The following is a 25752-nucleotide window of genomic DNA, read 5'->3' on the forward strand; positions in this document are numbered from 1 at the left end:
CGCCTCCGGCCCCCGGTGGGGTTCTCCCCCGGGGGAGAACCTCCTGATACCCGGGTAGCACCCGGGAGTTGGCCCCGCGGTGTGACGTCCGCGGGGCCACCTCGTTCCTACCGTCCCCTCCTGTCGAAGCCGAACGGCCCGGGAGGGAACGGACATGGGGAAGCAGCGAATCCGACGCACGGCGGTCGCCGCCGCGCTGGCACTGGTCGCGGCGCTGGGCGTGGGCGGCTGGGCCGCCGGCGGCGAGCGGGCGGTGACCGGACCGCCGCCCGGCAGCGCCGCGTGGGTCGCCGACACCACCCTCGGCCTGCCGCTGCCCGACCCAGCCACCGCCCGGCCCGCCGAGGTGGCCGCCTTCTTCGCCCGGCTGCCGCCCGCCACCCGGGAGGCGCTGGCCGTCCGCCACCCGCTGGTGGTCGGCAACCTGGACGGCGCACCCGTCGAGCTGCGGCTGCGGGCCAACGCCCGGGCGATCGCCGCCGAACGCGACCGCGCCGCGGCCCGGGCCGTCGACCCGGCACTCACCCCGCAGGACCACGCCACCGCCCGGGAGCACGCGGAGCGCTACCGCGCCCTGCTCGACGGGGCGGTGCCCGGCGGTCCGCGCCGGTTCCTGGCCTTCGACCCGCGCGGCCGGGGCCTGGTCGCCGAGGTGTTCGGCGAGCTCGCCACCGCCGGACGGGTCGCGGTGGTCGTCCCCGGCTCCGACATCGACCTGCGCACCTTCGACCGGGCCGGCGACCCCTACGGCACCCCGGTCGGAATGGCCCGCGCCCTGTACGGGGCGACCGGCGGACGGACCGCGGTGATCGCCTGGGCCGGCTACACCACCCCGCTCGGCCTGGGCCCGGACGCCGCCACCGAGCAACTGGCCCGGGCCGGCGCCGGGAGGCTGACCCGGCTGCTGGACGGACTCGCCGTCAGCACCCGCCCGGACGCCCCGCCCACGGTGTTCTGCCACAGCTACGGCTCGGTGGTCTGCGGGCTGGCCAAGCCGGGCCCGGACCTGGCCTCCGGTGTGGTGGTGCTCGGCTCGCCCGGCCTCGGCGTCGGCTCGACCGCCGAACTCGACCCGCGCGTCCCGCTCTGGGCCACCGCACGCAACGACTCCGACTGGATCGGCAGGGTGCCGTTCGTCCGGCTGTTCGGCCTCGGCCACGGCGCCGACCCGACCGACCCGGCCTTCGGCGCCCGGCCGCTGCCGTCCACCGGCTCGCACGGCCACAGCGGCTACTTCGCCCCGGGCACAGCCTCGCTGGCCGCGTTCGCCGACCTCGCCCTCGGCCGCTGAGCCCTCAGCTCTGAGCCCTCGGCCGCTGAGCCCCTTCCTTCCGCTCTCCCCGACCGCCGCGCCGCACCCCGCGAACGGAGACCTCGTCATGCCCGGTTCCCTGCCCACTCCCCTGCCCACTCCCCTGCTCGCCCCCCTGCGCCGCGCCGCCCGCCAGGTGGACGCCCGCACCCCCGCGAGCCGCGACCGCGCGCTGGACGGCCTGCGCGCCCTCGCCCTGCTCGCCGTCCCGGTCGGCCACTGGCTGCTCGGCGGCTTCACCCGCTCCGCCGACGGCGCCCTGCACAACGCCAGCCCGCTGTCCTCCCCCGCGCTCGGCTTCTTCGCCCCGGCCAGCTGGGGGCTGCAACTGCTCGGGGTGTTCTTCCTGGTCGGCGGCCACTCCGCGGTCCGCTCGCTGGCCCGGGCCGAGGCCCGCGGCACCGGTCACGCCGGCTGGCTGCGCGGCCGGGCGGTGCGGCTGCTCCGTCCGGTGCTCGGGGTGACCGCCGTCTGGGCGCTGCTGATCCCGCTGCTGCCGCGCCTCGGCGTGCCCGCCGACACCGTCCGGACCGGTTCGACGCTGGTGGTGCAGCCGCTCTGGTACATCGGGGTCTACCTCGGGCTGACCGCGCTCACCCCGCTCTGCGCGGCCGCCGCCCGCCGACTGGGCGGCTGGTCGGCGGCCCTGCTGATCGCCGCGGTCGCCGTCGTCGACCTGCTGCGGTACGGGCCGTGGGCGGAGTCGGTGCCGTCCTGGGTCGGGCTGCTGAACATCCTGCCGGGGTGGCTGTTCGGCTACCAGCTGGGCGTGCTCTGGGCCGAGGGCCGGCTGGGCCGTCCGACGGCGCGGCTGCTGCTGGCCGGCGGCGGGGCGCTGTTCGTGACGCTGCTGCTGGTCTTCCACTACCCGGCGTCGATGGTCGGGGTGCCCGGTGCCGCCCGGACCAACTCGCACCCGCCGTCGCTGCTGGTCCTGGCGCTGGCCTCGGTCCAGTGCGGCGCGGCGGTGCTGCTGCGCGACCGGCTCGGCCGGCTGCTGTCCGGTCGTCCGCTGCTGTGGCTGCCGGTGGTGGCGGTCAACCTCTCCGCGATGACGATCTTCTGCTGGCACCAGAGCGCGATGCTCGCCGTCGCGGTGCCGGGCGCGGCCGCCTTCGGCGCGGTGCCCGGGCTGACGGTGGCGCCGGACTCGCTCGGCTGGGTGGCGCTGCGACTGGCGCTGCTGCCGCTGTTCGGCGCGGTGCTGATCGGGATCGGGTGGTTCACCCGCCGGTTCGACGGCCCGTGGACGGCGCTCTCCCGGCCGGCCAAGGCGGCGGCCGGCGCGGCGGCGGCGTTCTTCGCCGCGTACGCCCTCGGCGTGGTCTGAGCGGCCGGGCCGGCGGGGGCGCGGCGGAGCGGTACGGCGGGCGCGGACCGGACGGTCCGCGCCCGTCGACGTTCCGGCGCGTCCGGAACCCCCGCCACCGGCTCACCCGCTTGCTGGTCCGGCCGCCGCCGAACGCAGTGACTCCGCATGCGAACCACCACGGACCGTGATGGCCTGTGACTGTCGGCGATCGAGCACCGCCCTCGCCGGCCCGATCCCCCGTTCCCGCCCGGCCGTCCCGCGCCGGGCGGTCCTGCCCGTCCGAGGAGTTCCATGTCCCTGTCCCCGCCACGGCCCGGCCGACGCATCGCGGCCGTCCTCGCCACCGCCGTGGTCTGCGCGCTGACCGCCGGCCCCGCCGCCGCCCACGGCCCCGGCGGCCACGGCACCACCGACGACCCGACCGCCACCGCCCCGAAGGTCGCCGACCCCCGGGTGCTCGCCGAGCTGCGCGACGACGAGGTCGCCGCACTCGGCCAGGAACACGCCGAGGAGCACGCCCGGCTGCGCGCCGCCGTCCGCGGCATCGGCGACTACCCCCAGACCACCCGCACCAACCGGCTGCACGCGCTGACGGAGTCCCAGACCACCCACAACAAGGGCTTCGCCCCGGAGACCTTCGGGTCGTTCAACCAGTACTTCCCCTCCCCGGACTTCGGCGACCACATCGCCCTGCTGCCCACCGGCAAGGTGCTGCTGTTCTCCTTCGAGCGGATCGAGACCAACCCGGAGAAGGAGCCCGCCCCCACCCAGACCACCGGGAAGGAGAACGCCGGCCGGGCCTTCCTCTGGGACCCGGCCCAGGGGTACGGCAAGAACGCCTTCAAGCAGGTCACCCCGCCGGTGGTCGACATGCCGGACGGCCTGAACCAGCCGCGTCCCGCGCCGTTCTTCTGCGCCGGCCACTCCTTCCTGCCCAACGGCATGCTCGGCGTCTTCGGCGGCAACCTCGGCGGCAACGGCGGCACCGGTGCCAAGCTCTCGCTGATCTTCGACCCGTGGACCGAGACCTGGACCCGCAACCCCGACATGTCCGTCGGCCGCTGGTACCCCTCGGTGGTGACCGGCGCGGACGGCCGGCAGCTGATCATGTCCGGCCAGTCCGAACTCGGTTGGGGCACCCCCACCCCGGTCGTCGAGCGCTTCCCCGCCAAGGGCCACCCGGTGCCCTCGCTCAAGACCGACACCCCGAAGAACACCCCGGTCGACCGGTTCAAGGCCGACGCCCCGTTCACCCTGGACTACCCGCACCTGTTCTCGCTCAACGACGGCAACGTCTACGCCTTCGGCCGCCAGGCCTCCGAGCAGTGGAAGTTCGACCCGGTCACCGAGTCCCGCTCCGACCTGACCGCCCGCCCGGACGGGCGCAAGCGCAACTACGGCTCGGCCGTACCGCTGCCCGGCGGCGTCAACGGCCCGGACTCCGCCCTGGTCCTCGGCGGCGACCGGGACAACCCGAGCACCCTGCGCTTCTCCAACGGCGCCTGGACCGCCGAGAAGCCCCGCGCCTTCGGCCGCACCCAGGACGACACCCTGCTGCTGCCCAACGGCCGACTGATGACGGTCAACGGCGCGTACGACATCCGCGACTACGGCAACGGCCCGTACAACCCGAACGCCGACCTCAAGTACCGCCAGGTCGAACTCCGCGACGACCAGGGGAACTGGCAGCTCGGCCCGGTCCAGCGGCTGCCGCGCGGCTACCACTCCAACGCCGTGGTGCTGCCCGACGGCCGCGTCATGGTCACCGGCGACGAACTCCAGCAGCTCGCCAACAACCCGGACGTCAACGGCACGGTGAGCGGCGTCCCCGGCACCACCGGCCCGGTCACCATGGACGGCACCATCGAGATCTACGAGCCGGCCTACCTCCACCAGGGCAACCGGCCGCTGCTCGACCGGGCCCCGACCGGCCCCATCGGCTACGACAAGAACTTCCAGGTCACCACCGGCACCCCGGGCCAGGCCGCCAAGGCCGTCCTGCTCTCGCCGACCACCTCGACCCACTCGGTGAACACCAGCCAGCGCCACATCGACCTGCGGCTCACCAGCCGGGCCGGCAACCGACTGGAGTTCCAGGCCCCGCCGGACGCCAAGGCCGCGCCGCCCGGCTGGTACATGCTCTTCCTGCTCAACGACCAGGGCGTGCCCTCCGTCGCCAAGTGGGTCCAGCTCGGCCCCACCGCCTGACCCCACCCCGAAAGGACCCCCACCCGATGGCAACGGATCCGAACCTTCGCGAGAGCGACGAGATCCAGGGCGACATCCTGGCCGGCTTCAAGAAGGACAACGTCAGCGTCCTGTTCCTCAAGTTCGAGGACGCCGCCCGGGCCCGCGACTGGCTCCGGCAGCTCACCCCGCAGATCTCCACCACCCGTGAGGTCGCCGCGTTCAACGATGCCTTCAGCCGGGCCCGCAGGACCTCCGGCGGCGACGACCCCAAGACCCTCACCGCGACCTGGCTGGGCATCAGCTTCACCTACGAGGGCATGCGGATGCTCTCCACCGCCGACCCGTTCCCGCAGGCCCCGCCGGTCGGCAGCGGCCTGGAGGCGTTCAAGGAGGGCTCGGCCAAGCGGGCCGGCGCGCTCGGCGACACCGGCGACAACTCGCCGGAGAGCTGGCTGTTCGGCAACGGGAAGGGCCAGCCGGTGCACGCCGTGCTGAAGCTCTCGGCGGACACCGAGAAGGACCTCCAGGCCGCCGTCGAGGCCCAGCGCATCGCCGCCGCCGAGTGCCGGGTGCTGATCGTCTACCAGCAGAACGCCCAGACCCTGCTGGGCAGTCGCCGGGGCAAGGAGCACTTCGGCTTCAAGGACGGCATCAGCGAGCCCGGCGTCCGGGGCTTCGACCGGCCCGACCCGAACCGGCCGGAGGAGGTCGAGGGCCACCCGGGCACCCGGATCGTCCCGGCCGGCGAGTTCGTCTGCGGCCTGGACAACGACCCCAACAGCTTCCCCAGGGACCAGTACCCGGACTGGGCCCGCAACGGCTCCTTCCAGGTGGTCCGCCGCCTCGCCCAGGACGTCCCCGGCTGGTGGTCGCAGGTCGCGGTGAAGCTGAAGGAGCTCAGGCTCGCCAAGGCCGTCCCGGACGGGGCGACCACCGAGTGGCTGGCCGCCCGGATGGTCGGCCGCTGGCGCTCCGGCGCCCCGGTCTGCCACTTCCAGGACCGGGACGTCCCCAACAACCCGGCGGCCGCGGCGGACAACGACTTCGACTTCCGGGACGACCTGGAGGGCCTGGTCACCCCGCTCTGGTCGCACCTGCGCAAGACCAGCCCGCGGGCCGGCCTCCAGGCCCCGGACCCCAGCCGCCCGCCGTTCGACGCCAAGGCCCTCGACGGCCGCCGGATCATGCGCCGCGGCACGCCCTACGGGGCGCCGTTCGACCCGGCCTCGGAGGGCCCGGGCGGGCCCGACGACCCGCGCGGCCTGCTGTTCATCTCCTACCAGGCGGACATCCAGCGGCAGTTCGAGTTCATCCAGGCCGACTGGATGGACCAGTCGGACTTCCCGCCCGGCCGCAACCCGGAGCCCGGCAAGGACCCGGTCGTCCTCGCGGCCGACGACGTCGACTTCGAGAGCCGGGAGTCGGACGGCACGGTCAAGCACACCGCGCTGAGCTTCGCCCAGTTCGTCCGGACCACCGGCTCGGTGTACGCCTTCATGCCCTCCCTCAGCACCCTGCGGGCCCTCGCCGACGGGCGGCTCACCGGCTCCGGTCAGAACGGCCAGAACGGCCAGAACGGGCAGAGCAGCCAGAACGGCCAGAGCGGGCAGAACGACGGGCAGACCCAGACGCAGACCCAGCAGAGCGGGCAGACCACCGCCCCGGGCGGCCCGGCGTACCCGTGCGACGACTTCCTGGCCGTCCCCGACCAGTGGCGGCGCGGCGGCCGGACCCAGTTCTGGGTCGGCCACGGCGACCGCTACCGGAAGATCTCGGTCGCCGACGGCACCGCCCACACCGACCAGGTGGTCAAGGGCGACACCGCGCTGGGCGAGCACTCCTGCTTCCGGGGCATCGACCGGCTCGACTGCCTGCTGCCCATGCCCGACCTGCAGAACCCCGGCGGCAAGAGCTGGTACTGGGCCTTCCACAGCACCGGCGGCCGCCAGCAGTACCGGGCCGTCTCGATCACCTGCGGCAGCGGCCACACCGGCGCCCTGGAACGCCCCGACCGCGACCTCACCGCCTGGAACTCGCTCAACGGCGTCGGCCGGGTGGACTGCTTCCTGCCCGTCCCCGACCAGCAGCGGGTGGGCGGCAAGAGCTGGTACTGGTGCTTCCACACCACCGGCGGCCGCCAGCAGTACCGGCTGATCTCGATCGCCGACGGCGCCGCCCACACCGACGTCCTGGAGCGCACCGACCGGGGGCTGTCCCAGTGGGGCTCGCTGAACGGCGTCGACGCGGTGAACTGCTTCCTGCCCGTCCCGGACTGCCAGCGGACCGGCGGCAGGAGCGAGTACTGGGTCTTCCACGGCGACAGCTACCGCCGGATCTCGGTGGCCGACGGCAGCGGCCACCCGGACCGCCTGGTCAGCGGCTCGCGCTCGTGCTCCGCCTGGAACTCACTGGGCTGACCCGCCCGGGCCGGGCCGGAACCGCCCCGGCCCGCTCGCACACCTCCGCCCCCGTCGCCCTCCGGCCGCGGGGGCGGAGCCTTCGGCGGCGACCCGTTCCCCCGCGAACGAACGAAACGCCCGGAGGACACCCCGCGTTCATGTGACCCATCCCACAGTTTAAGGCGGGCCCAGCACTCCTCCGGGCCCCTAGGCTTGCGCTGGAAGTTGGCAGTCGTACCACCCTCGGGCCCCGTCCGGGAACGGTGACGGGACTCTCTGGGAGTTGAGGCGATGCGCCGTCGACGGTGGAAGCACGTCCTGATCGGCGCCTTCGCGGGCGCCGCCGTCCTCGCGGACGCCGGTGCGGCGGCCGCCCAGGCCGCCGCCGCCACCGAGCAGTTGGCCATCTCCACCCCGCCGGCCGGCAGTGCCGCCTGGGTCGAGGACCACTCCTACGGCCAGGACCTGCCCGACCCGGCCACCACCGCGCCGGCCGCCGCCGCCGAGTTCTTCGACCGGCTCCCCCCGGCCGAGACCGACCGGCTGGTCGCGGCCTACCCGCTGGTCGTCGGCAACTACGACGGCGCGCCGCTCGCCCTGCGCTACCGGGCCAACCGGGTGGCGCTGGCCGCCGAGCGCGACCACGCCCGGGCCCGCGCGGCCGACCCGGAGCTCGACCAGGACCAGCGCGCGCTGGCCGTCTCCCGCGCCAACGACGTGCAGAGCCTGCTCGCCCCCGGCAGGCAGATCCTCGCCTTCGACCCGCGCGGCCGGGGCCTGCTGACCGAGGTCTGGGGCGACCTCGGGACGGCCGACCGGATCGCCGTGCTCGTCCCCGGCTCCGACGCCGACCTCGGCCACTTCGACCAGGCCGTGGAACCGCTCCGCTCCCCCGCCGGAATGGCCCGCGCGCTGTACGAGGAGGAGCACCGGCAGTCCCCGGGCTCCCGCACCGCCGTCGTCGCCTGGACCGGCTACGTCACCCCCTCCGGCCTCGGCCCGGACGCGGTCACCTCCCGGCTCGCCGACGTCGGCGCGCCCCGGCTGCGCCGCCTGCTCGCCGGGCTGAAGGAGACCACCCGCCCGCAGGCGCCGCCGGCGCTGTTCTGCCACTCCTACGGCTCGGTGGTCTGCGGCACGGCCGCACCGGACATCCCCCGGGCGGCCGCCTCCCCGACGGACACCGCCGGGGTCACCGACCTGGTGGTCTTCGGCTCCCCCGGCATGGGCGTGGAGAGCCGCTCCGAGCTGGGCGGCGGGGTGCGGGTCTGGGCGACCCGCAACGAGACCGACTGGATCGGCAACGTGCCGTACCTGGAGGTCGGCGGACTCGGCCACGGCGCCGACCCGACCTCGGTGGACTTCGGCTCCGAGCGGCTCTCCTCGGCCCACTCCTCCGGCCACAACGGCTACTTCGCGACCGGCACCGACAGCCTGTACAACTTCGCCGCCGTCGCCCTCGGCCGGGACCAGGACGTGCTCCGCCCGGCCGCCGAGGCCTAGGGCGCGCCTTCAGACCCGCACCCCCGGGTCAGACCGGGTCGGGCCGGCGCGCCTCCTGGTAGAGCCGGACGGCCTCGGCAGCGGTGCGGGCCATCTCCCGGCGGGCGGCCGGCGGGTGGAGCACCTCGGCGTCCGCGCCGAACGCCAGCAGGGCCCGCACGGCCGGCAGCGACTGGAAGCCGAGCGCGAGTTCGACCCAGTCCTCGGACGCGCCGCCCCCGCTCTCCGGCGGCGGCGCGGTGAGCCGGGTGCCGTGGATCCGGACGAACATGTCCAGCCGCCCGCGCCGCACCCGCACCTTCACCGTCAACTCCCTGGGCAGCCGCTCCACCTGCTCGCGCAGCACCGTCCAGACGTCGCCGAGCCCCACCCCCGGCCGTCGGCGCACCGACTCCTCGGCGGTCTCCGCGTACAGCACCCGGTCGGCCCGGAACAGCCGCGGCTCGCCGCGCAGATCGGCCACCAGGTACCAGACGGCGGCCTTGCTGACCAGGCCGTACGGGTCCACGGTGTACTCCGCCGGGGCGGGCGAGCCGCTGTGCCGGTAGCGCAGCCGCAGGCGCCGGTCGGCGAACACGGCGTACTGCAGCTCGCCGAGGTCGGGCCCGGGGGCGGCGCCGGCCTGGAGCCAGCGCGCCGGGTCGACCAGGATCCGCTCGCTGATCCGCTCGGCGCCGGGCCGGTGCGGGGCTGGCAGCGCGGCCATCACCTTGCGCAGCGCCGAACCCAGCGCGCCGTCCAGCCCGAGGTCGCTGTGCGCGCCCTGGGCGGACAGCACGAACAGGGCGCGCGCCTCGTCGGCGGTCAGGCCGCTGACATCGGTGCGGTAGCCGGGCAGCAGACTGATGCCGCCGTGCCGGCCGCGTTCGGTGTAGACCGGCACGCCGGCCGTCGAGAGGGCCTCGACGTCGCGGTAGATGGTGCGGACCGACACCTCCAGCCGTTCGGCCAGTTCGGTGGCGGGCACCCGGCCGCGGGTCTGGAGCAGCAGCAGGATCGAGAGCAGGCGGTCGGCCTTCATGCTCCGAGGATCCCAGAAATCATGACGGCGCTTGTCAGGTTTTACCGGGAGATTGCCTCCGTACCGCAAAACCTTCCGCACCACTGGAGTTGAAAGTTCCCATGGACACCACCCAGGACCCGCGCCCGCTGTACCTGCTCGCCCTCGACCAGTTGGAGAAGCTGGTCGCCGAGGCCGCCCCGGAGACCCTGGACCGGCCCACCCCGTGCACCGAGTACGACCTGCGGACCCTGCTCGGCCATGTGGTCGGCGGCATCCACCGGCTCGCCTACATGGGCGAGGGCGGCCACTGCGAGGACGTCGCGGCCGCGACCGGCGAACTCCCCGACGACGGCTGGCCGGCCGCCCTCACCCGGGCCCGGGCCCGGGTGACCGCCGCCTGGGCCGAGGACGCCAAGCTCGACCGCCCGACCTTCGCGCCCTGGGGCGAGGTGCCCGGCCGGGCCGCGGTCGGCGGCTACGTCCTGGAGACCGTCACCCACGCCTGGGACATCGCCCGCGCGCTCGACACCGACCCCCCGCTGGACGAGCGCCTGGACGAGCGGCTGGCCGAGGCCGCGCTGGGGATCGCCCTGGCCGTGCTGCCGGCCGAACCGCGCGGCGGCGCCGTGCCGTTCGGCCCGGTCCGGCCCGCCCCCGCCGAGGCCGGTCCGTACACCCGGCTCGCCGCGTACCTCGGCCGGGAGGTCTGAGACCCCCGGCTCACGGCTCCCACCGCGCGACGCGGCCGTCGTACAGGTCGATCTTGTGATCGAGCACGGCCAGCGTCGCGTGCAGGTCCGCGATCCGCTGCCGCACCTCCTCCCGGTGGGCGAGCAGCAGATCGCGCCGGTCGGCGGAGGTCCGGTCGCCCTCGCGGGCCAGCTCCACGTACCGCAGCATGTCCGCCACCGGCATCCCGGTCAGCCGCAGCCGCCCCAGGAAGGCCAGCCGGTGCAGGTCGGCGTCGCTGTACCGGCGCTGGCCGGAGGCCGAGCGGTCGACCGGGTCCAGCAGGCCGATCCGCTCGTACCAGCGCAGGGTGTGCGCGGTCAGCCCGCTGGCCACCGACACCTCGCCGATGGTGTGCCGCGCCGTCCGGTCCGGCGCGCCGAGCGGGTCCCGGAACACCTCGTCGCAGGTGCGCAGTCCGGCCTCGATCGCTGCGAGTACGGTCATCTCGGTCCCCCCGGTGCTGAACGTGCCGACGCCACCGGCGCCGTGGAGTGCGGTCGGACCAAGCCTGCCATCCCGGCGGGGCGGGCGCCCCCGTTAGAGTCGGCGCATGGAGAGCTTGCGGAAGATCGAGACCTGGCCGGTGCCGCACGCGGCGGCGGCCGTCGTACGGGGCGCGGACGGTGCGCTGCTGGGTGCGCACGGTCCGCAGGAGCACCTGTTCCCGCTGGCGTCGGTGACCAAGCTGCTCACCTCGTACGCCGTGCTGGTCGCGGTCGAGGAGGGCGTCTTCGAGCTGGACGACCCGGCCGGGCCCGAGGGCTCGACCGTCCGGCACCTGCTGGCCCACACCTCGGGCCTGGCCTTCGACGAGCACCGGGTGATGGCCGAGCCCGGCAACCGCCGGCTCTACTCCAACGCCGGGTTCGACGTGCTGGCCCGGACCCTGGAGGAGGCGGCGGGCATCGAGTTCGGCCGGTACGCCGCCGAGGCCGTGTTCCAGCCGCTCGGCATGAACGCCACCCTGATCAACACCGCGCACCGCACCCCCGCCGGGGCCGGCGGCCTGTCGACCGTCGCCGACCTCGCCCGGTTCGCCGCCGAGCTGCAGTCGCCCAAGCTGCTCGACCCGGGCACCCTGCGCGCGGCGACCCGCGAGGTGGCCTTCCCGGGCACCGGCGGCGTGCTGCCCGGCTTCGGCCACCGCCGGCCGAACGACTGGGGCCTCGGCTTCGAGATCCGCGACGGCAAGGCCCCGCACTGGACCGGCACCACCAACTCCCCGGCGACCTTCGGCCACTTCGGCCAGTCCGGCACCTTCCTGTGGGTGGACCCGGAGGCCGGGGTGGCCTGCGTCGCGCTCACCGACCTCGACTTCGGCCCGTGGGCCGCCGAGGTCTGGCCGGTGCTCTCCGACGCCGTCCTCGCCGAACTCCGGGGCTGACGGCGGCAGTACGCGGGGCGGTACGGCAGCAGCGGCGCCGTCAGCCGTACGAGACCGGCGAGTGCATCTCCCACAGGAGCAGCTCCGCGCCGGTCCCGCCGGCCGTCGGCGCCGCGAAGGCGTCCCCGGTGATCCGCACGCTGTCGCCGGGCACCATCGAACGGCCGCCGCCCTGCGGCCCGGGCACCGTCCGGTAGCCGAGCGAGCCCGCCGTCAGGTGCGCGTAGCGGTAGGCGGCGGCCGGCAGCGCCGGCAGCGGCTGCCAGGGCCCGGCGGTCACCAGCCACAGCGCGGCGTCCCCGCGCCGCAGCCGCAGCGCCTCCGTGCCGGCGTCCCGGGCCAGCCCGGAGGCGAGCAGCGTCAACCCGTCGGCCGCCCGCTCCACCCCGCGCAGCCCGTACACCGGCGGCGCGTCGAGGACGTCCGGCTGGAGCCACATCTGGACGAAGCGGACCGGGCCGTCGGCGCCGCCGACATTGCGCTCGGTGTGGCTGACGCCGGAGCCCGCGCCCAGGTGCTGGACCATGCCGGGCCGCACCACCCCGCTGTGCCCGTGCGAGTCCCGGTGGGCCAGCGCGCCCTCCAGCACCCAGGTGAGGATCTCGGTGTCCCGGTGCTTGTGCTCGTCGTACCCGGCGCCGGGGGCGAGCTGTTCCTCGTTGCACGCCAGCAGGGCCCCGAAGTGCGTGTTCCTCGGGTCGTAGTGCCCGGAGAAGGAGAACGCGTGCCGGGTCTCGACGCCCTCGGCGGGGGTCGAGAGGTAGCGCTCGGCGGTGCGGCGGAGATCGGCCCTGGGACGGGCTGGGGCATCGGTCACGGGCCCACCGTAGTGCCGGCTCCGGCGGGTGTGACGGTCACCACCCCGCCCGTCCGCCGGGGCCTGTGCACGAGCAGTCACTCCGGTGAGGCAGTCTTGTCCCTGTGCCAGCCGCCTCCGCGAACTCCAAGAGCGATCCGACCACCCCCGACAGGAACGGGAAGAGCCCGACGCCCGGTGCCGGGAGAGACCGGCCCGGGCGGGCGGCACCGCGCCTGACCGCGCAGGAGCGCCGGCTCGCCGCCGACCGCGCCGAGCGCCGGGCCGCGACCCTCAAGCGGCTGGAGAAGTCCTCCGGCAAGCTCGCCTCCGCCGCGATCGCCAGGATGGACGACCAGCTCGGCTGGTACCGGCGGATGCCGCCGGAGCACCGGTCCTGGATCGGCCTGGTCGCCCAGGCCGGTATCGCCGCGTTCACCGAGTGGTACCGCAAGCCGGACGCCCCGCAGGCGATCTCCACCGATGTCTTCGGCACCGCGCCGCGCGAGCTGACCAGGGCGATCACCCTGCGCCAGACCGTCGAGCTGATCCGCACCACCATCGAGGTGATGGAGGAGGCGATCGAGGAGGTGGCCGCCCCCGGCGACGAGGCCGACATGCGCGAGTCGGTGCTGGTCTACGCCCGGGAGATCGCCTTCGCCACCGCCCAGGTGTACGCCCAGGCCGCCGAGGCCCGGGGGGCCTGGGACGCCCGGCTGGAGGCCCTGGTGGTCAACTCGCTGCTCTCCGGCGACGCCGACGAGGGCGTGCTGTCCCGGGCGGCCGCGCTCGGCTGGGGCCAGCCCAGCCAGGTCCGGGTGGTGATGGGCTCCGCGCCGGACGGTGACAGCGAGCTGGTGGTGGAGGCGATCCGCCGGGCCGCCAGGTACGCCAAGCTGCACGTGCTGACCGGGGTGCTGGGCAAGCGCCTGGTGGTCGTGGTGGGCGGCGACAAGGAGCCGGTGCACGCGGCCCGGGCGCTGATCGGCCAGTTCGCGGCCGGTCCGGTGGTGGTCGGCCCGACCGTGCCCGACCTGCTCTCGGCGACCCGCTCGGCACACGCCGCCGCGGCCGGTCTGCGGGCCTGCGCGGCCTGGCCGGACGCCCCGCGGCCGGTGCTGGCGGACGATCTGCTGCCGGAACGGGCACTCGCGGGCGACCAGGCGGCCCGGCGCCAGCTGGTGGAGGAGATCTACACACCGCTGGACGAGGCCGGTTCGGCACTCCTGGAGACCTTGAGTGTCTACCTGGAGCAGGCCTCCTCGCTGGAGGGCGCCGCCCGGATGCTCTTCGTCCACCCCAACACGGTGCGCTACCGGCTCCGACGTGTGACCGACGTCACGGGCTACGCTCCCTCCGACGTGCGTTCGGCCTTCACCCTGCGTATCGCACTGGCGCTGGGGCGGCTCACGGCCACCGGAGAGTCAAGCTGACCACGCTGTAGGGACCTTACAATCCCGGATGCTTTTCTTCGTTACCGTCGCCTACCCGCCCCCGGGCGCCTGGCGAGAGAGGGTTGAACCGTGCTCGTAATCGTCGCCCCTGGACAGGGTGCCCAGACCCCCGGTTTCCTCAGCCCCTGGCTGGAGCTCGACGGCGTCGCCGACCGCCTCCGCGGTTGGTCGGAGGTCGCCGGGCTCGACCTTGTGCGCGCGGGCACCGAGGCGGACGCCGAGGAGATCAAGGACACCGCCGTCGCGCAGCCGCTGCTGGTCGCCGCCGGCCTGGTGACCGCCCGCGCGCTGTTCCCGGACGAGAACGCCGCCCGCGGGCTGGTCGGCGCCGTCGCCGGCCACAGCGTCGGCGAGATCACCGCCGCCGCCGGCGCCGGGGTGCTGAGCGCCCACGACGCCCTCACCTTCGTCCGCGAGCGCAGCCTGGCCATGGCCGAGGCCGCCGCGGCCACCGAGACCGGCATGGTCGCCCTGCTCGGCGGCGACGCCGAGGCCGTCGCGGCCAAGCTGGCCGAGCACGGCCTGACCGCGGCCAACAACAACGGCGGCGGCCAGATCGTCGCGGCCGGCACCCTGCCGCAGCTGGACGCGCTGCGCGAGGACCCGCCGGCCGGCTCCCGGCTGGTCGCGCTGAAGGTGGCCGGTGCCTTCCACACCTCCCACATGGCCCCCGGCGTCGAGCGGCTGGCCAAGCTGGCCCCGACCCTGACGGTCGCCGACCCCGAGGTCGCCTACGTCTCCAACCAGGACGGCCAGGTGGTCGCCTCCGGTGCCGAGGTGCTGAGCCGACTGGTGTCGCAGGTGTCCAACCCGGTCCGCTGGGACCTCTGCATGGAGACCCTCCAGCAGCTGGGCGCGACCGCCGTCATCGAGCTCGCCCCGGCGGGCACCCTCACCGGACTGGTCAAGCGCAACCTCAAGGGTGTGGCGACGCTTGCCCTCAAGACCCCCGCCGACCTGGACAAGGCACTCGCCCTGGTCGCGGAGCACGGCGGTCAGGAGCAGGAGCAGGCATGAGCAACACCCCCCAGATCCGCCCCGTCACCGGTGCGCGGTACTCGCGCATCCACGGCGTGGGCGGCTACCGGCCGGTCCGGGTGATCCCGAACGCCGAGGTGCTGACCTGGATCGAGTCCTCGGACGAGTGGATCCGCACCCGTAGCGGGATCGCCGAGCGCCGCTGGGCCGGTCCGGAGGAGTCCGTCGCCGAGATGTCGGTGCAGGCCGCCGGCAAGGCGATCGCCCAGGCCGGGATCGACCCGGCGCGGATCGGCGGCGTGATCGTCGCGACCGTCTCGCACCTCAAGCAGACCCCGGCCATCGCCACCGAGATCGCCGAGCGGCTCGGCTGCGGCACCGCCCCGGCCTTCGACATCTCGGCCGCCTGCGCCGGCTTCGGCTACGGCCTGAGCCTGGCCGACGGCATGGTGCGCGGCGGCAGCGCCGAGTACGTCCTGGTGATCGGTGTGGAGCGGCTCAGCGACCTGACCGACACCTCGGACCGCTCGACCGCGTTCATCTTCGGCGACGGCGCCGGCGCCGCGATCGTCGGCCCGTCCGACACCCCCGGCATCGGCAAGGTCGTCTGGGGCTCGGACGGTTCGCAGAAGGACGTCATCTCGCAGACCGAGGCCTGGGACACCGCCTTCGCCAAGCAGGACGCCATCAACGGCGCCGGCGAGGAGACCAGGTGGCCGGCCCTGCGGATGGAGGGTCAGACGGTCTTCCGCTGGGCGGTCTGGGAGATGGCGAAGGTGGCCCAGCAGGCGCTGGACGCCGCCGGGATCACCGCCGACCAGCTCGGCGCGTTCATCCCCCACCAGGCCAACATGCGGATCACCGATGCCATGATCAAGGCCCTCAAGCTGCCCGAGTCGGTGCCGGTCGCCCGCGACATCGCGGAGACCGGGAACACCTCGGCGGCCTCCATCCCGCTCGCGATGGAGCGCATGCTGGAGAGCGGCGAGGCCCGCAGCGGGGACCTCGCACTGATCATCGGGTTCGGGGCGGGTCTCGTGTACGCCGCGGCGGTCGTTACGCTCCCCTAGGCGTTTTCTGCCCGATCCACCACAAACCTGCGTCCGTCCGCCGGGCGGCCGCATTCAACACCGAAGAGGAGCAGCCAGTATGGCTACCAAGGACGAGGTTCTGGAAGGTCTCGCCGAGATCGTCAACGAGATCGCCGGCATCCCGACCGAGGACGTCGAGCTCGACAAGTCCTTCACCGACGACCTGGACGTCGACTCGCTGTCCATGGTCGAGGTCGTCGTGGCCGCCGAGGAGCGCTTCGACGTCAAGATTCCGGACGACGAGGTCAAGAACCTGAAGACCGTCGGCGACGCGGTGAACTACATCCTCACCAACGCCTGAGCCGTCGACTCTGTCGATGCCTGAGATCGGCCGACTCCACCGGGTCGGCCGACCCGCCGGCCGGGACGCCCACCGGGCGCCCGGCCGGGCCCACATTCGGCCCGCCGCCGACCCCCCGCACGAACGTGAGAGAAGAAGATCCAGTGACCGTTGAAAACCGTACCGTGGTCGTCACGGGTATCGGCGCCTTCACGCCGCTGGGCGGCGACGCCGCCACCACCTGGGAGAACCTGCTCGCCGGGCGCTCCGGGGTGGCTGTCCTGACCGAGGAGTGGGCCGCCGAGCTGCCCGTCCGGATCGCCGCGCGCACCGCCGTCGAGCCGGGCGAGATCCTCCCCCGTCCGCTGGCCCGCAAGCTGGACCGCTCGGCGCAGTTCGCGCTGATCGCCGCCCGCGAGGCCTGGGCCGACGCCGGTTTCGAGACCCCGGCCACCGACGAGTCCTCCAAGCTGGCCCCGGAGCGCCTGGGCGCCGTGATCGCCTCCGGCATCGGTGGCGTCACCACCCTGCTCGACCAGTACGACGTACTGAAGGAGAAGGGCGCCCGCAAGGTCTCCCCGCACACCGTCCCGATGCTGATGCCCAACTCCCCGGCGGCCAACGTCGGTCTGGAGGTCGGCGCCCGCGCGGGTGTGCACACCCCCGTCTCCGCCTGTGCCTCCGGCGCCGAGGCGATCGGCTACGCGATCGAGATGATCCGCAACGGCCGCGCCGACGTCGTGGTGGCCGGCGGCACCGAGGCGGCGATCCACCCGCTGCCGATCGCCGCGTTCGCCAACATGATGGCGATGTCCAAGAACAACGACGACCCCGAGCGCGCCTCCCGCCCGTACGACAAGGGCCGGGACGGCTTCGTGCTCGGCGAGGGCGCCGGCGTGGTCGTGCTGGAGTCCGTGGAGCACGCCGAGGCCCGCGGGGCCCGCATCTACTGCGAGGCGGTGGGCCAGGGCCTGTCCTCGGACGCCCACCACATCGCCCAGCCCGAGCCGACCGGGGCCGGCGTGGCCCGCGCGCTGGCCGACCTGTTCGAGCGCAACCAGCTCGACAAGGCCGAGATCGTGCACGTCAACGCGCACGCCACCTCGACCCCGCAGGGTGACACCGCCGAGCTGAAGGCGCTCCGCAAGGAGCTGGGCGAGGAGCTCGACCACATCGCCATCTCGGCGACCAAGTCGATGACCGGCCACCTGCTGGGCGGCGCCGGCGGCATCGAGACCGTCGCCACCGTGCAGGCCCTGTACCACCGCCTCGCCCCGCCGACCATCAACGTCGACGAGCTGGACGACGACGTGGACGCGGACATCGTCCGCGGCGAGGCCCGCCCGCTGCCCGAGGGCCGGATCGCGGCGCTGAACAACTCGTTCGGCTTCGGCGGCCACAACGTGGTGCTGGCCTTCCGCTCCCGCTGACCCCGGGGCGAGGGTCCGCAACCGGACCGCGTCCGACGAGGAGGGGCCGGCGCTCGTACTGAGCGCCGGCCCCTCCTCGTCGTTCGTCCCGCGGCGGGTCAGACCACCTGGTGCAGCCAGCGCACCGGGGCACCCTCGCCCGCGTAGCGGAAAGGCTCCAGCTCGTCGTCCCAGGGCTTGCCGAGCAGCATGGCGATCTCGCCCTCGAGGTCCGCCCCCTCGCTGCGGGCGCGCAGCAGGACGGCGCGCAGCCGGTCCTCGGGGATGAGGATGTCACCGTGGATGCCGGTGACGGCGTGGAAGATGCCGAGCGAGGGCGTGCTGCTGTAGCGCTCGCCCTCGGCCGTGGCACAGGGCTCACTGGTGACCTCGTACCGCAGCAGCTGCCAGCCGCGCAGCGCGGAGGCGAGCTTCGAGGCCGTGCCGGGCTCGCCCTGCCAGGAGAGCTCGGCGCGCCAGTGTCCGGGCGCGGCCGGCTGGCGGATCCAGTCCAGGCTCACCCGCACTCCGAGCACCCCCGCGACGGCCCACTCGACGTGCGGGCACAGCGCGCGGGGCGCGGAGTGGACGTACAGGACTCCACGTGTCGTCACCGGGACCTCCAGGCTGTGGACGAGGGTCGCCTTCCCCAGCTGCCTCGCGTTCGTGCCCGTAGTTGATCCACAGTTACCCACGTTAGCCGACATTAAGTCACTAAATTGAGCAAAACGGACAGGCTTTCGCTCAATGCTAGTCGAATCCGCAACGAGGTCCACCCCTCGGTGGGATCTCTCCCCCGAACGGCCCCATCGCCAGGCGGGACCACCGTACCGCGCCTCCCCGCAGCGGTGCTGACGCACTTTCGGATCCGGCCGGAATGCGGTAGTGCGGCCGGATCCCCTCCGCCGGGTACGCAAACCGCCTCGCACCGGCGGTGGCCGGTACGAGGCGGGAGCGGGGGCCGTCGGGACGGGGCGTCAGCCCTTCAGTCGGACCACCATCTTGCCGGTGTTGGCACCGCGCAGCATGTCCAGGAAGGCCTGGGCGGCGTTCTCGAAGCCGTCCACCACGGTCTCCTCGGAGCGCAGCTTCCCCTCCTGGAGCCAGCCGCCCACCTCGGCGACGAACTGCGGGCGGAGCGCGTCGTGGTCGCCGACCAGGATGCCCTCCAGGCGCAGCCGCTTGCCGATGACCTGCATCAGGTTGCGCGGGCCGGGGGCGGCGGCGGTGTCGTTGTAGTGGGCGATCGCGCCGCACAGCACGGCCCGGCCGTGCACGCCCAGGGCGTTGATCGCGGCCTCCAGGTGCTCCCCGCCGACGTTGTCGAAGTAGAGGTCGATGCCCTCCGGGGCGACCTTGGCGAGCTGCTCGCCGACCGGGCCGTCCTTGTAGTTGAAGGCGGCGTCGAAGCCGAACTCCCCGGTCAGCCGGTCGACCTTCTCCGCCGAGCCGGCCGAACCGACCACCAGCGAGGCGCCCTTGAGCTTCGCGATCTGGCCGACGATCGAACCGACCGCGCCGGCCGCGCCGGAGACGAAGACCCGGTCGCCCTCCTTGAGCGCGCCGACGGCGAGCAGGCCCGCGTAGGCGGTCAGGCCGGGCATGCCGAGCACGCCGAGGTAGGCGGAGAGCGGGACGCCCTCGATCTCCGGCACCTTGACCGCGTGCTTGGCGGGCAGGGTGGCGTACTCGCGCCAGCCGAGCCCGTGCAGCACCGCGTCGCCCGGGGCGAAGCCCTCGGCCGCCGAGGCCACGACGTAGCCGACGGCGCCGCCGTCCATGGCCGCGCCGAGCTGGAACGGCGGAATGTAGGACTTGGCGTCGTTCATCCGGCCGCGCATGTAGGGGTCGACCGACAGGTCCGTGTTGCGGACCAGGATCTCGCCCGGGCCCGGGGTCCGGACCGGCGCCTCGACCAGGGCGAAGTCGGTCGGGACGGGCCAGCCCTCGGGGCGGGCGGCGAGGTGCCACTCGCGGGCGGTGGCGGGTGCTTCCGGAGCGGCGGTCGGCTCGGCGGTCATGATGATCTCCCCACATAAAAGGTTGAGTCGGTGAAGTAACAATGGGCATGAAAGGTTCACGTTGTCAACTGTTCAGGTATGATGGGAAGCATGGACACCCAGCCGACCCGGGCCACCGCACCGCAGACCGACGAGATCACCCGCGAGGTCGTCGATCTCATGGCGAACCTGGTCGCACTCTTCCACCGCGAGTACGAGGAGGCCGCCGCCGCCCGCTCGCTCACCGGAGCGCAGGCCAAGGTCCTCGCGCTGCTGCGGCGCGGCCCGATGCCCATGCGCCAGATCGCCCAGACGCTCAGCTGCGAGCCCTCCAACATCACCGGCATCGTGGACCGGCTGGAGACCCGCGGCTTCGTCACCCGCCAGCCCGACCTCCAGGACCGCCGGGTCAAGCTGGTCGCCGCCACCGAGACCGGGGCGGGCGCCTCCGAGGAGCTCCGCGAGTCGCTGAACTTCGCCCGCGAGCCGCTCGCCGCGCTCGACTCCGAGGAGCGGACCCAGCTGCGCGACCTGCTCCGCCGGATGCTCACCGGCGCCACCGGCCCCGGCGCGTGAGCAGCATCACAGCTCCGGCCTCCGAATTGTCCGCCGATCGGAGGTAACCGAACACTCCCCCGAGACGTCTAACGTTCGAAGACGAGGCACCCGCCCGCCGACCGGCGGCCGGGTGGGATCCCAGAACGGAAAACGGGGGGACGGGAAGGATGAGCGGCAGCTCGCGCCGTCGGCGTGTCATACGGACCGTCATAGGACTCGCGGCCGTCCTGGTGCTGACCGTGGCCGGAGCCGGAGCCTGGTTCTACCACCGGCTGGACACCAACATCAGCACCTTCGACGCCGGTGGTGTCGCCACCGAGCGCCCGCCCGCGCCGGTACCCACCGCTCCCGGGGCCTCGGTCCCGGTCAACGTCCTGCTGCTCGGCTCGGACACCCGCAACGACGGGAACTCCGACCTCGGCGGCGGCGACGAGGGGGTGGGCCACTCGGACACCGCGATCCTGCTGCACGTCTACGCCGACCGGAAGCACGCCGTCGGCGTCTCCATACCCCGCGACACCCTGGTCACCGTCCCGTCCTGCCGGCTGCCCAGCGGCGACTGGACGAAGCCCCGCACCAACCAGATGTTCAACGAGGCCTTCACCGTCGGCGAGTCCCCCAAGGGGAACCCGGCCTGCACCCAGAACACCGTCGAGGCGCTCACCGGGCTGCGGATCGACCACACCATCGTGGTCGACTTCAAGGGCGTCGCCGCGATGACCGACGCCATCAACGGCGTCGAGGTCTGCGTCCCCAACGACGTCAACTCGCACAACATCAAGCTCCGCAAGGGCCTGCAGAAGATCGCCGGCCAGCCGGCCGTCGACTACCTCCGCGCCCGCTACGGCATCGGCGACAACTCCGACATCGGCCGGATGAAGCGCCAGCAGGCCTTCCTCTCCTCGATGATCCGCAAGATCCAGTCCCAGGGCTTCTCACTGCCGACCCTGCTCCCGCTCGCCGACGCCGCCACCCGCTCGCTGACCGTCGACGAGGGCCTCGGCACCGCGATGAAGCTGGTCGACTTCGCGCAGTCGCTGCAGCAGATCAAGCTGTCCGACATCACCTTCGTCACCACCCCCTGGCGGTTCTCGGTCGTGCAGAAGGGCCGGGTCGACCTGGTCCACCCCGACGTGGACACCCTGTGGCGGCTGCTCCGCGAGGACCGCACCCTGGACGGCCAGAGCACCGGCCTGGTCGCGGACGCCGACACCGCCGCCCCCTCGCCCGCCGCCACCGACGGCGCCGCGACCCCCGCGCCGGCCGCGACCCCGCTGAGCTCCGAGCAGCTCGCCGCCACGGTCACCGTGGTCAACGGCGTCGGCACCGACGGCCTCGCCGGCCGGGGCGCCGCGGCGATCCGCGCCCAGGGCTTCACCAATGTCTCGCTGGGCGCCACCACCGGCGGCCGGCTGCGCACCGAGATCGCCTACGACCCGCCGTTCAAGGCCGTCGCCGACCAGCTCGCCACGCTCTTCCCCGGCGCCAGGACGACCGAGGAGCCGGGCTCCGAGGGCGTCACGGTCACCCTCGGGCGCGACTACCGCCCGGCGCCCGCGGCCACCACCGGTCCGACCGCCCGGCCCGTGCCCGGCGGCGCGCCCGCTGCCGTGGGAGCCGCCGTCGGTGCCCCTGCCGGCGCCCCCACCGGTGCCCCCGCCGCACCGCCGGCCGCCACCGGACCGCTGCCCAGCAGCGTCCCCAGCGGCATCGCCGAGAACAGCCGCGGCGCCGACGCCGACCCCTGCGCCAACCTCACCTTCGGCTGAGGCCCGGCGCGGCCTTCCGGCCCTTTCCCGCCCCTTCCCGTCCGGCGCCCGGCGCCCGGCGCCCGGCTCAGGCTGGGTCGGGCAGCCCGGTGACCACGGCGGTGAGCCTGGTGCCGGGCGGGAAGGCGCCGGCCGCCGTGAGGTCGTACAGGGCGGCCAGCGTCTTCGCGACATAGCGGCGCTCCAGGGCGATCCCGTGCCGCCGCTCGAAGCCGGCCGCGAACTCCTCCAGCGCGGCCGGCACCCGGCCGTAGCCGCCGCCGTGGTGCCCGTGGTCGATCCGCCAGCCGTCGAACTCCCGCCCGTACGCCTCCCGGTGCAACCGGGTCACCTCGTCCTCCAGGTACCCCTCGCCGCCGCGCAGCACCGCCACGCCCAGCGCCCGCGCCCCCGGCGGCAGCCCGGCCGCGATCCCGGCCAGCGTGCCGCCGGTGCCGACCGGGCAGCAGACCACGTCGCGCTCGCCCAGGTCGGCCAGCTCCGCCACGATCTCCGCCGCGCCGGTGACCGCGAGGCCGTTGGAGCCGCCCTCCGGCAGCACCAGGCCAGGGCCCCAGCGCCACCCCGCCCCCTCCCCGGCCCGGCCGGCGGCCTCCCGGTACTCGGCCCGGGTCAGGAACACCAGCTCCATCCCGGCCGCCTCCGCGGCCCGCAGCGACCAGTTGCGCGGCCGGTCGGCCAGTTCCTCGCCGCGGACCAGCCCGACGCTCTCCAGCCCGAGCGCCGCGGCCGCCACCGCGACCGCCCGCAGATGGGTGGAGTACGCCCCGCCGAAGGTCAGCAGCCGGGTGTGGCCCCCCTCGACGGCGGCCGCCAGGTTCGGCGCGAGCTTGCGCCACTTGTTCCCCGGCACCAGCGGGTGCGCCAGGTCGTCCCGCTTGAGCCGCAGCTCCACCCCGGCCCGGGCGAGCGCCTCGTCGGTGCAGTCCGCCAGCGGGGTCGGCAGCAGCGCGGATTCGAGCATCCGGCCAGCTTACGGGCGACCGGTGGGGGTGAGCAGGCCCAGGTCGAAGCCGGCGGCGACGGCCGAGGCGCGGTCCTTGACGCCGAGCTCGGCGTAGACGTGGATCAGGTGGGTCTTCACGGTGGCCTCGCCGATGAACAGCCGGGCCGCCGCCTCCCGGTCGGTGGATCCGGCGGCGACCGGCTCCAGCACCTCCGGCTCGCGCGGGCTCAGCGGCTCCCGGTCCGGCTCCCGGTCCGGCTCCCGGACCTGGCCGAGCACCGAGGCGCCGCGGGCGGCCTCCCTGACGCCTACGAGCCTCCCGCGCGGGGCCCCGCCGACGGATCGACCGAAGGGTCCCGGCGGCCGGCGGGCGCGGTGGAGGGGGTCAACCGATCGGTGGACCGGGGAGGGGCGTCCGGGAGCACGGGCCTCGGACGGAGGGGGTGGCGGGGTGGCCGGGCGGTGCCCACGAGCGGGTGAATTCCGGCGCGTCGTGGCGTGGCGGCGGGCTTGATCCCCTAGGGTTTTCCCAGCCGGGGGGCCGCCCGCGCGGGCGTGAGAGGTGGGGCGGGTGGGACTCGAACCCACGACCAAGGGATTATGAGTCCCCTGCTCTAACCGGCTGAGCTACCGCCCCGGTTCGCAGCGCGCGACGGCAAGCCGGTCGCGGCAGCAGCAGACGGCCCCGAAAGGCCGTCCCGGGCAGCATAGCCGGTCGATCACCCGTGGTGCGCGCCGGGGGCGCACACGGGTGCGCACCGGGGGCGGCCGACCCCGGCGGGCCGCCGACGGACAGTCGGCGGGTAGGCGGGCGGGCGGCGGCGGGTCTGCGGCGGGCGCTCCGGCAGGGCCGGGTGACGGGGGGTCGGGAGTCGGCGGCGGCAGTGGCGCGGCCGGGCCCGGCCTGATAGATCTTGCTCTCGAACGGCGGACGCATGACCGGCGGCGACCGCCCCCGAGGACCAGACGGAGCACCGATGCCCTCCCGCCCGGTTCGACCCGCGCGCGCGGCCCGGACGCTCGCCCTGGCGGCCCTGCTGCTGGCCGCCGCCATCGCCTGCGGCGGGGGCGAGGAGGGCCGGACGGCCTCGGTCGCGCCGCAGAACCCCGCCTGGGACCGGATCGGCACCCTGTCCGTGCACACCTCGGAGGGCCCCAGGGCGTGCACGGCGAGCGTGGTGAGGAGCCCGCGGCGCAATCTGCTGGTCACCGCCGCGCACTGCGTGCAGAGCCGCCGGATCGGCCTGCTGGACGGTCTGGTGTTCACTCCCGGCTACCGCAACGGGTACTCGCCGTACGGGAGTTGGCCGGTGGAGTCGGTCACCGTCGATCCGCACTGGGAGTCCGACGACGACCCCGAGTACGATGTGGCGTTCGTCACCGTGCGGCCGGTGAACGGGCAGCAGGTCGAGGACGCCGTCGGCGGCAACCCGCTCGGCACCGACCAGGGCTTCGGCCTGGCGGTCTCGGTCACCGGCTACCCCAACGAGCGGGACGAGCCGATCACCTGCTCGGGCCTGACCGCCTCGCAGAGCCCGACCCAGGAACGGTTCGACTGCGGCGGCTACACCGACGGCACCAGCGGGAGCCCGTGGCTGACCACCAACGGGCGGGTGATCGGGGTGATCGGCGGCTACCAGGAGGGCGGCGCGACACCCGAGACCTCGTACAGCGTCGCCTTCGACGAATGGGTCGCCGAGCTGTACCAGCAGGCGCTCGCCTGAGCCGGCCCGCCGGGGCCCGGAGTCGGGCCCGGGCAACACGAAGGCCCCCCGGTCTACCGAGGGGCCTTCGCTCTGAGCAGTCACCGGGCGGACCCGGCGCAGCTCCCGCAATTGGACTCGAACCAATAACCTGCCGATTAACAGTCGGCTGCTCTGCCAATTGAGCTATGCGGGATCGCGGTACACAACAGCCGTACCACGTACGGGTGATGGGCCCGAAGGCCACCACCTCGGCTCCCCCAATTGGACTCGAACCAATAACCTGCCGATTAACAGTCGGCTGCTCTGCCAATTGAGCTATGGGGGATCGAGCTTCCGCTTCGGCCCCCGGTCTCCCGGGCTCCTCGGCGCTCGCTGCGGGACATACATTAGCGCACTCGGGGGGGTGGTCCGCCAATCGCTTTCCCCGGCCGCCGCCGACCGGCCCCGCCGGGTGCGCTCCCCGCGCGCCCGGGGCCCCGTCCGTGGATGCTGGGGTCACCGACGGTTCACCGTCCCGACAGACGGGTAGGGCAACGCGGCAATGGCCGCCAGGAGAGGGTGGAATCCGACCATGTGGAAGCTGTCGTTCGGCGTCGGACTCGCAGCGGGCTACGTACTCGGCACGCGGGCCGGGCGCCAGCGCTACGAGCAGATCGCCAGGGTCACCCGGCAGGTCGCCCAGAACCCCAAGGTCCAGGGCGCGACGGACAAGGCCCGCCAGCAGGCCGGCGCGGTCGCCGGGAAGGCCGCCGGAGCCGTCGCCGACAAGGTCGGCGACCGGCTGCCCAACGCCGTCACCGACCGGGTGCCGTACTTCAACCGGCCGAAGGCCGAGGACGACGCCTGGGGCACCTTCCGCCCCTGACCGTCGTGCCTGGCCGCCGCCCCGGGCCACCGCGCCCGGGGCGGGTCCGAAGGCCGGTCGGCACC

Annotated in this window: 23 protein-coding genes and 3 tRNA genes; 16 read left to right on the forward strand and 10 right to left on the reverse strand. The window is 74.2% G+C overall.

Annotated features, from left to right (window positions below; all coding sequences use genetic code 11):
• Window positions 1-154 precede the first annotated feature (154 nt).
• The 5 genes from ADK60_RS28645 to ADK60_RS28665 all read left to right on the forward strand — a co-directional run bounded on the left by ADK60_RS28645 (window position 155) and on the right by ADK60_RS28665 (window position 8716).
• Window positions 155-1291 (forward strand): alpha/beta hydrolase, encoded by a 1137-nt coding sequence (locus ADK60_RS28645; RefSeq protein ID WP_079008749.1) that lies wholly within the window; start codon window positions 155-157, stop codon window positions 1289-1291.
• An 88-nt stretch (window positions 1292-1379) separates the two neighbouring features.
• On the forward strand, window positions 1380-2642 hold the full coding sequence (locus tag ADK60_RS28650; RefSeq protein WP_053649762.1) for an acyltransferase family protein: 1263 nt from the start codon (window positions 1380-1382) through the stop codon (window positions 2640-2642).
• 273 nt (window positions 2643-2915) lie between these two features.
• Window positions 2916-4832 (forward strand): galactose oxidase early set domain-containing protein, encoded by a 1917-nt coding sequence (locus ADK60_RS28655; protein ID WP_234371307.1) that lies wholly within the window; start codon window positions 2916-2918, stop codon window positions 4830-4832.
• Between the two features lie 26 nt (window positions 4833-4858).
• Window positions 4859-7231 (forward strand): Dyp-type peroxidase, encoded by a 2373-nt coding sequence (locus ADK60_RS47045; RefSeq protein ID WP_053649764.1) that lies wholly within the window; start codon window positions 4859-4861, stop codon window positions 7229-7231.
• 273 nt (window positions 7232-7504) lie between these two features.
• Complete coding sequence (locus ADK60_RS28665) at window positions 7505-8716, forward strand: alpha/beta hydrolase (RefSeq protein WP_053649766.1); 1212 nt, start codon at window positions 7505-7507, stop codon at window positions 8714-8716.
• 28 nt (window positions 8717-8744) lie between these two features.
• Here the strand turns inward: ADK60_RS28665 and ADK60_RS28670 are convergent, their stop codons facing one another.
• Complete coding sequence (locus ADK60_RS28670; RefSeq protein ID WP_053649768.1) at window positions 8745-9737, reverse strand: helix-turn-helix transcriptional regulator; 993 nt, start codon at window positions 9735-9737, stop codon at window positions 8745-8747.
• A 101-nt stretch (window positions 9738-9838) separates the two neighbouring features.
• On the opposite strand from ADK60_RS28670, the gene ADK60_RS28675 reads away from it, so the two are divergent.
• Window positions 9839-10429 carry a TIGR03086 family metal-binding protein gene (locus ADK60_RS28675; protein WP_045938516.1) on the forward strand — a complete coding sequence of 197 codons (591 nt, stop codon included), beginning with the start codon at window positions 9839-9841 and terminating at the stop codon, window positions 10427-10429.
• A gap of 10 nt (window positions 10430-10439) precedes the next feature.
• On the opposite strand, the gene ADK60_RS28680 is transcribed toward ADK60_RS28675, so the two are convergent.
• Window positions 10440-10895: a MerR family transcriptional regulator gene (locus tag ADK60_RS28680; RefSeq protein WP_053649770.1), complete on the reverse strand. Its 456-nt coding sequence runs from the start codon at window positions 10893-10895 to the stop codon at window positions 10440-10442.
• Between the two features lie 106 nt (window positions 10896-11001).
• Here ADK60_RS28680 and ADK60_RS28685 point away from each other — a divergent pair, with 106 nt between their 5' ends.
• Complete coding sequence (locus ADK60_RS28685) at window positions 11002-11835, forward strand: serine hydrolase domain-containing protein (protein WP_053649772.1); 834 nt, start codon at window positions 11002-11004, stop codon at window positions 11833-11835.
• 40 nt (window positions 11836-11875) lie between these two features.
• Here the strand turns inward: ADK60_RS28685 and ADK60_RS28690 are convergent, their stop codons facing one another.
• Complete coding sequence (locus tag ADK60_RS28690) at window positions 11876-12652, reverse strand: pirin family protein (protein WP_053649773.1); 777 nt, start codon at window positions 12650-12652, stop codon at window positions 11876-11878.
• Window positions 12653-12867: 215 nt separating this feature from the next.
• Here ADK60_RS28690 and ADK60_RS28695 point away from each other — a divergent pair, with 215 nt between their 5' ends.
• The 5 genes from ADK60_RS28695 (at window position 12868) to fabF (ending at window position 17864) form a co-directional block, all read left to right on the forward strand.
• On the forward strand, window positions 12868-14064 hold the full coding sequence (locus tag ADK60_RS28695) for a PucR family transcriptional regulator (protein WP_030395837.1): 1197 nt from the start codon (window positions 12868-12870) through the stop codon (window positions 14062-14064).
• 90 nt (window positions 14065-14154) lie between these two features.
• Window positions 14155-15102, forward strand: a complete 948-nt coding sequence (locus tag ADK60_RS28700; protein WP_045938513.1) for an ACP S-malonyltransferase — start codon at window positions 14155-14157, stop codon at window positions 15100-15102.
• Window positions 15099-16133 carry a beta-ketoacyl-ACP synthase III gene (locus ADK60_RS28705; RefSeq protein WP_053649775.1) on the forward strand — a complete coding sequence of 345 codons (1035 nt, stop codon included), beginning with the start codon at window positions 15099-15101 and terminating at the stop codon, window positions 16131-16133. Before ADK60_RS28700 ends, ADK60_RS28705 begins: the two co-directional genes overlap by 4 nt.
• Window positions 16134-16212: 79 nt before the next feature.
• Window positions 16213-16455 carry an acyl carrier protein gene (locus ADK60_RS28710; RefSeq protein WP_030310143.1) on the forward strand — a complete coding sequence of 81 codons (243 nt, stop codon included), beginning with the start codon at window positions 16213-16215 and terminating at the stop codon, window positions 16453-16455.
• A 143-nt stretch (window positions 16456-16598) separates the two neighbouring features.
• A complete protein-coding gene (gene fabF, locus ADK60_RS28715) occupies window positions 16599-17864 on the forward strand; it encodes a beta-ketoacyl-ACP synthase II (protein ID WP_045938512.1) in 1266 nt (421 codons plus the stop codon).
• A 98-nt stretch (window positions 17865-17962) separates the two neighbouring features.
• Here fabF and ADK60_RS28720 read toward each other — a convergent pair whose 3' ends face one another.
• Together ADK60_RS28720 and ADK60_RS28725 are read right to left on the reverse strand one after the other, a co-directional pair.
• The gene (locus ADK60_RS28720) at window positions 17963-18457 is read right to left on the reverse strand and encodes a DUF3145 domain-containing protein (protein ID WP_045938511.1); all 495 of its coding nucleotides are present in this window, start codon (window positions 18455-18457) and stop codon (window positions 17963-17965) included.
• Between the two features lie 363 nt (window positions 18458-18820).
• Complete coding sequence (locus ADK60_RS28725) at window positions 18821-19864, reverse strand: NADP-dependent oxidoreductase (protein ID WP_053649776.1); 1044 nt, start codon at window positions 19862-19864, stop codon at window positions 18821-18823.
• 90 nt (window positions 19865-19954) lie between these two features.
• Between ADK60_RS28725 and ADK60_RS28730 the strand changes: the two genes are divergently transcribed.
• A complete protein-coding gene (locus tag ADK60_RS28730; protein WP_030395831.1) occupies window positions 19955-20419 on the forward strand; it encodes a MarR family winged helix-turn-helix transcriptional regulator in 465 nt (154 codons plus the stop codon).
• Between the two features lie 149 nt (window positions 20420-20568).
• Window positions 20569-22170, forward strand: coding sequence for an LCP family protein (locus tag ADK60_RS28735; protein WP_079008750.1), 1602 nt, complete (start codon window positions 20569-20571; stop codon window positions 22168-22170).
• Between the two features lie 67 nt (window positions 22171-22237).
• Here the strand turns inward: ADK60_RS28735 and ADK60_RS28740 are convergent, their stop codons facing one another.
• From ADK60_RS28740 to ADK60_RS28750, 3 genes are all read right to left on the reverse strand, one after another.
• The gene (locus ADK60_RS28740; protein WP_053649781.1) at window positions 22238-23134 is read right to left on the reverse strand and encodes a 1-aminocyclopropane-1-carboxylate deaminase/D-cysteine desulfhydrase; all 897 of its coding nucleotides are present in this window, start codon (window positions 23132-23134) and stop codon (window positions 22238-22240) included.
• A 9-nt stretch (window positions 23135-23143) separates the two neighbouring features.
• Window positions 23144-23395, reverse strand: coding sequence for a helix-turn-helix domain-containing protein (locus ADK60_RS47050; protein ID WP_053649782.1), 252 nt, complete (start codon window positions 23393-23395; stop codon window positions 23144-23146).
• 284 nt (window positions 23396-23679) lie between these two features.
• Window positions 23680-23753 (reverse strand) — tRNA-Ile (locus tag ADK60_RS28750).
• A 340-nt stretch (window positions 23754-24093) separates the two neighbouring features.
• On the opposite strand from ADK60_RS28750, the gene ADK60_RS28755 reads away from it, so the two are divergent.
• Window positions 24094-24840 carry a trypsin-like serine peptidase gene (locus tag ADK60_RS28755; RefSeq protein ID WP_053649784.1) on the forward strand — a complete coding sequence of 249 codons (747 nt, stop codon included), beginning with the start codon at window positions 24094-24096 and terminating at the stop codon, window positions 24838-24840.
• A 102-nt stretch (window positions 24841-24942) separates the two neighbouring features.
• Here the strand turns inward: ADK60_RS28755 and ADK60_RS28760 are convergent.
• A tRNA-Asn gene (locus ADK60_RS28760) sits at window positions 24943-25015 on the reverse strand.
• A gap of 59 nt (window positions 25016-25074) precedes the next feature.
• Window positions 25075-25147, reverse strand: a tRNA-Asn gene (locus tag ADK60_RS28765).
• Between the two features lie 246 nt (window positions 25148-25393).
• Here ADK60_RS28765 and ADK60_RS28770 point away from each other — a divergent pair.
• On the forward strand, window positions 25394-25687 hold the full coding sequence (locus ADK60_RS28770) for a hypothetical protein (RefSeq protein ID WP_037781098.1): 294 nt from the start codon (window positions 25394-25396) through the stop codon (window positions 25685-25687).
• Window positions 25688-25752: the final 65 nt, after the last annotated feature.

The organism is Streptomyces sp. XY431 (assembly GCF_001279805.1).
Lineage (GTDB): Bacteria > Actinomycetota > Actinomycetes > Streptomycetales > Streptomycetaceae > Kitasatospora > Kitasatospora purpeofusca.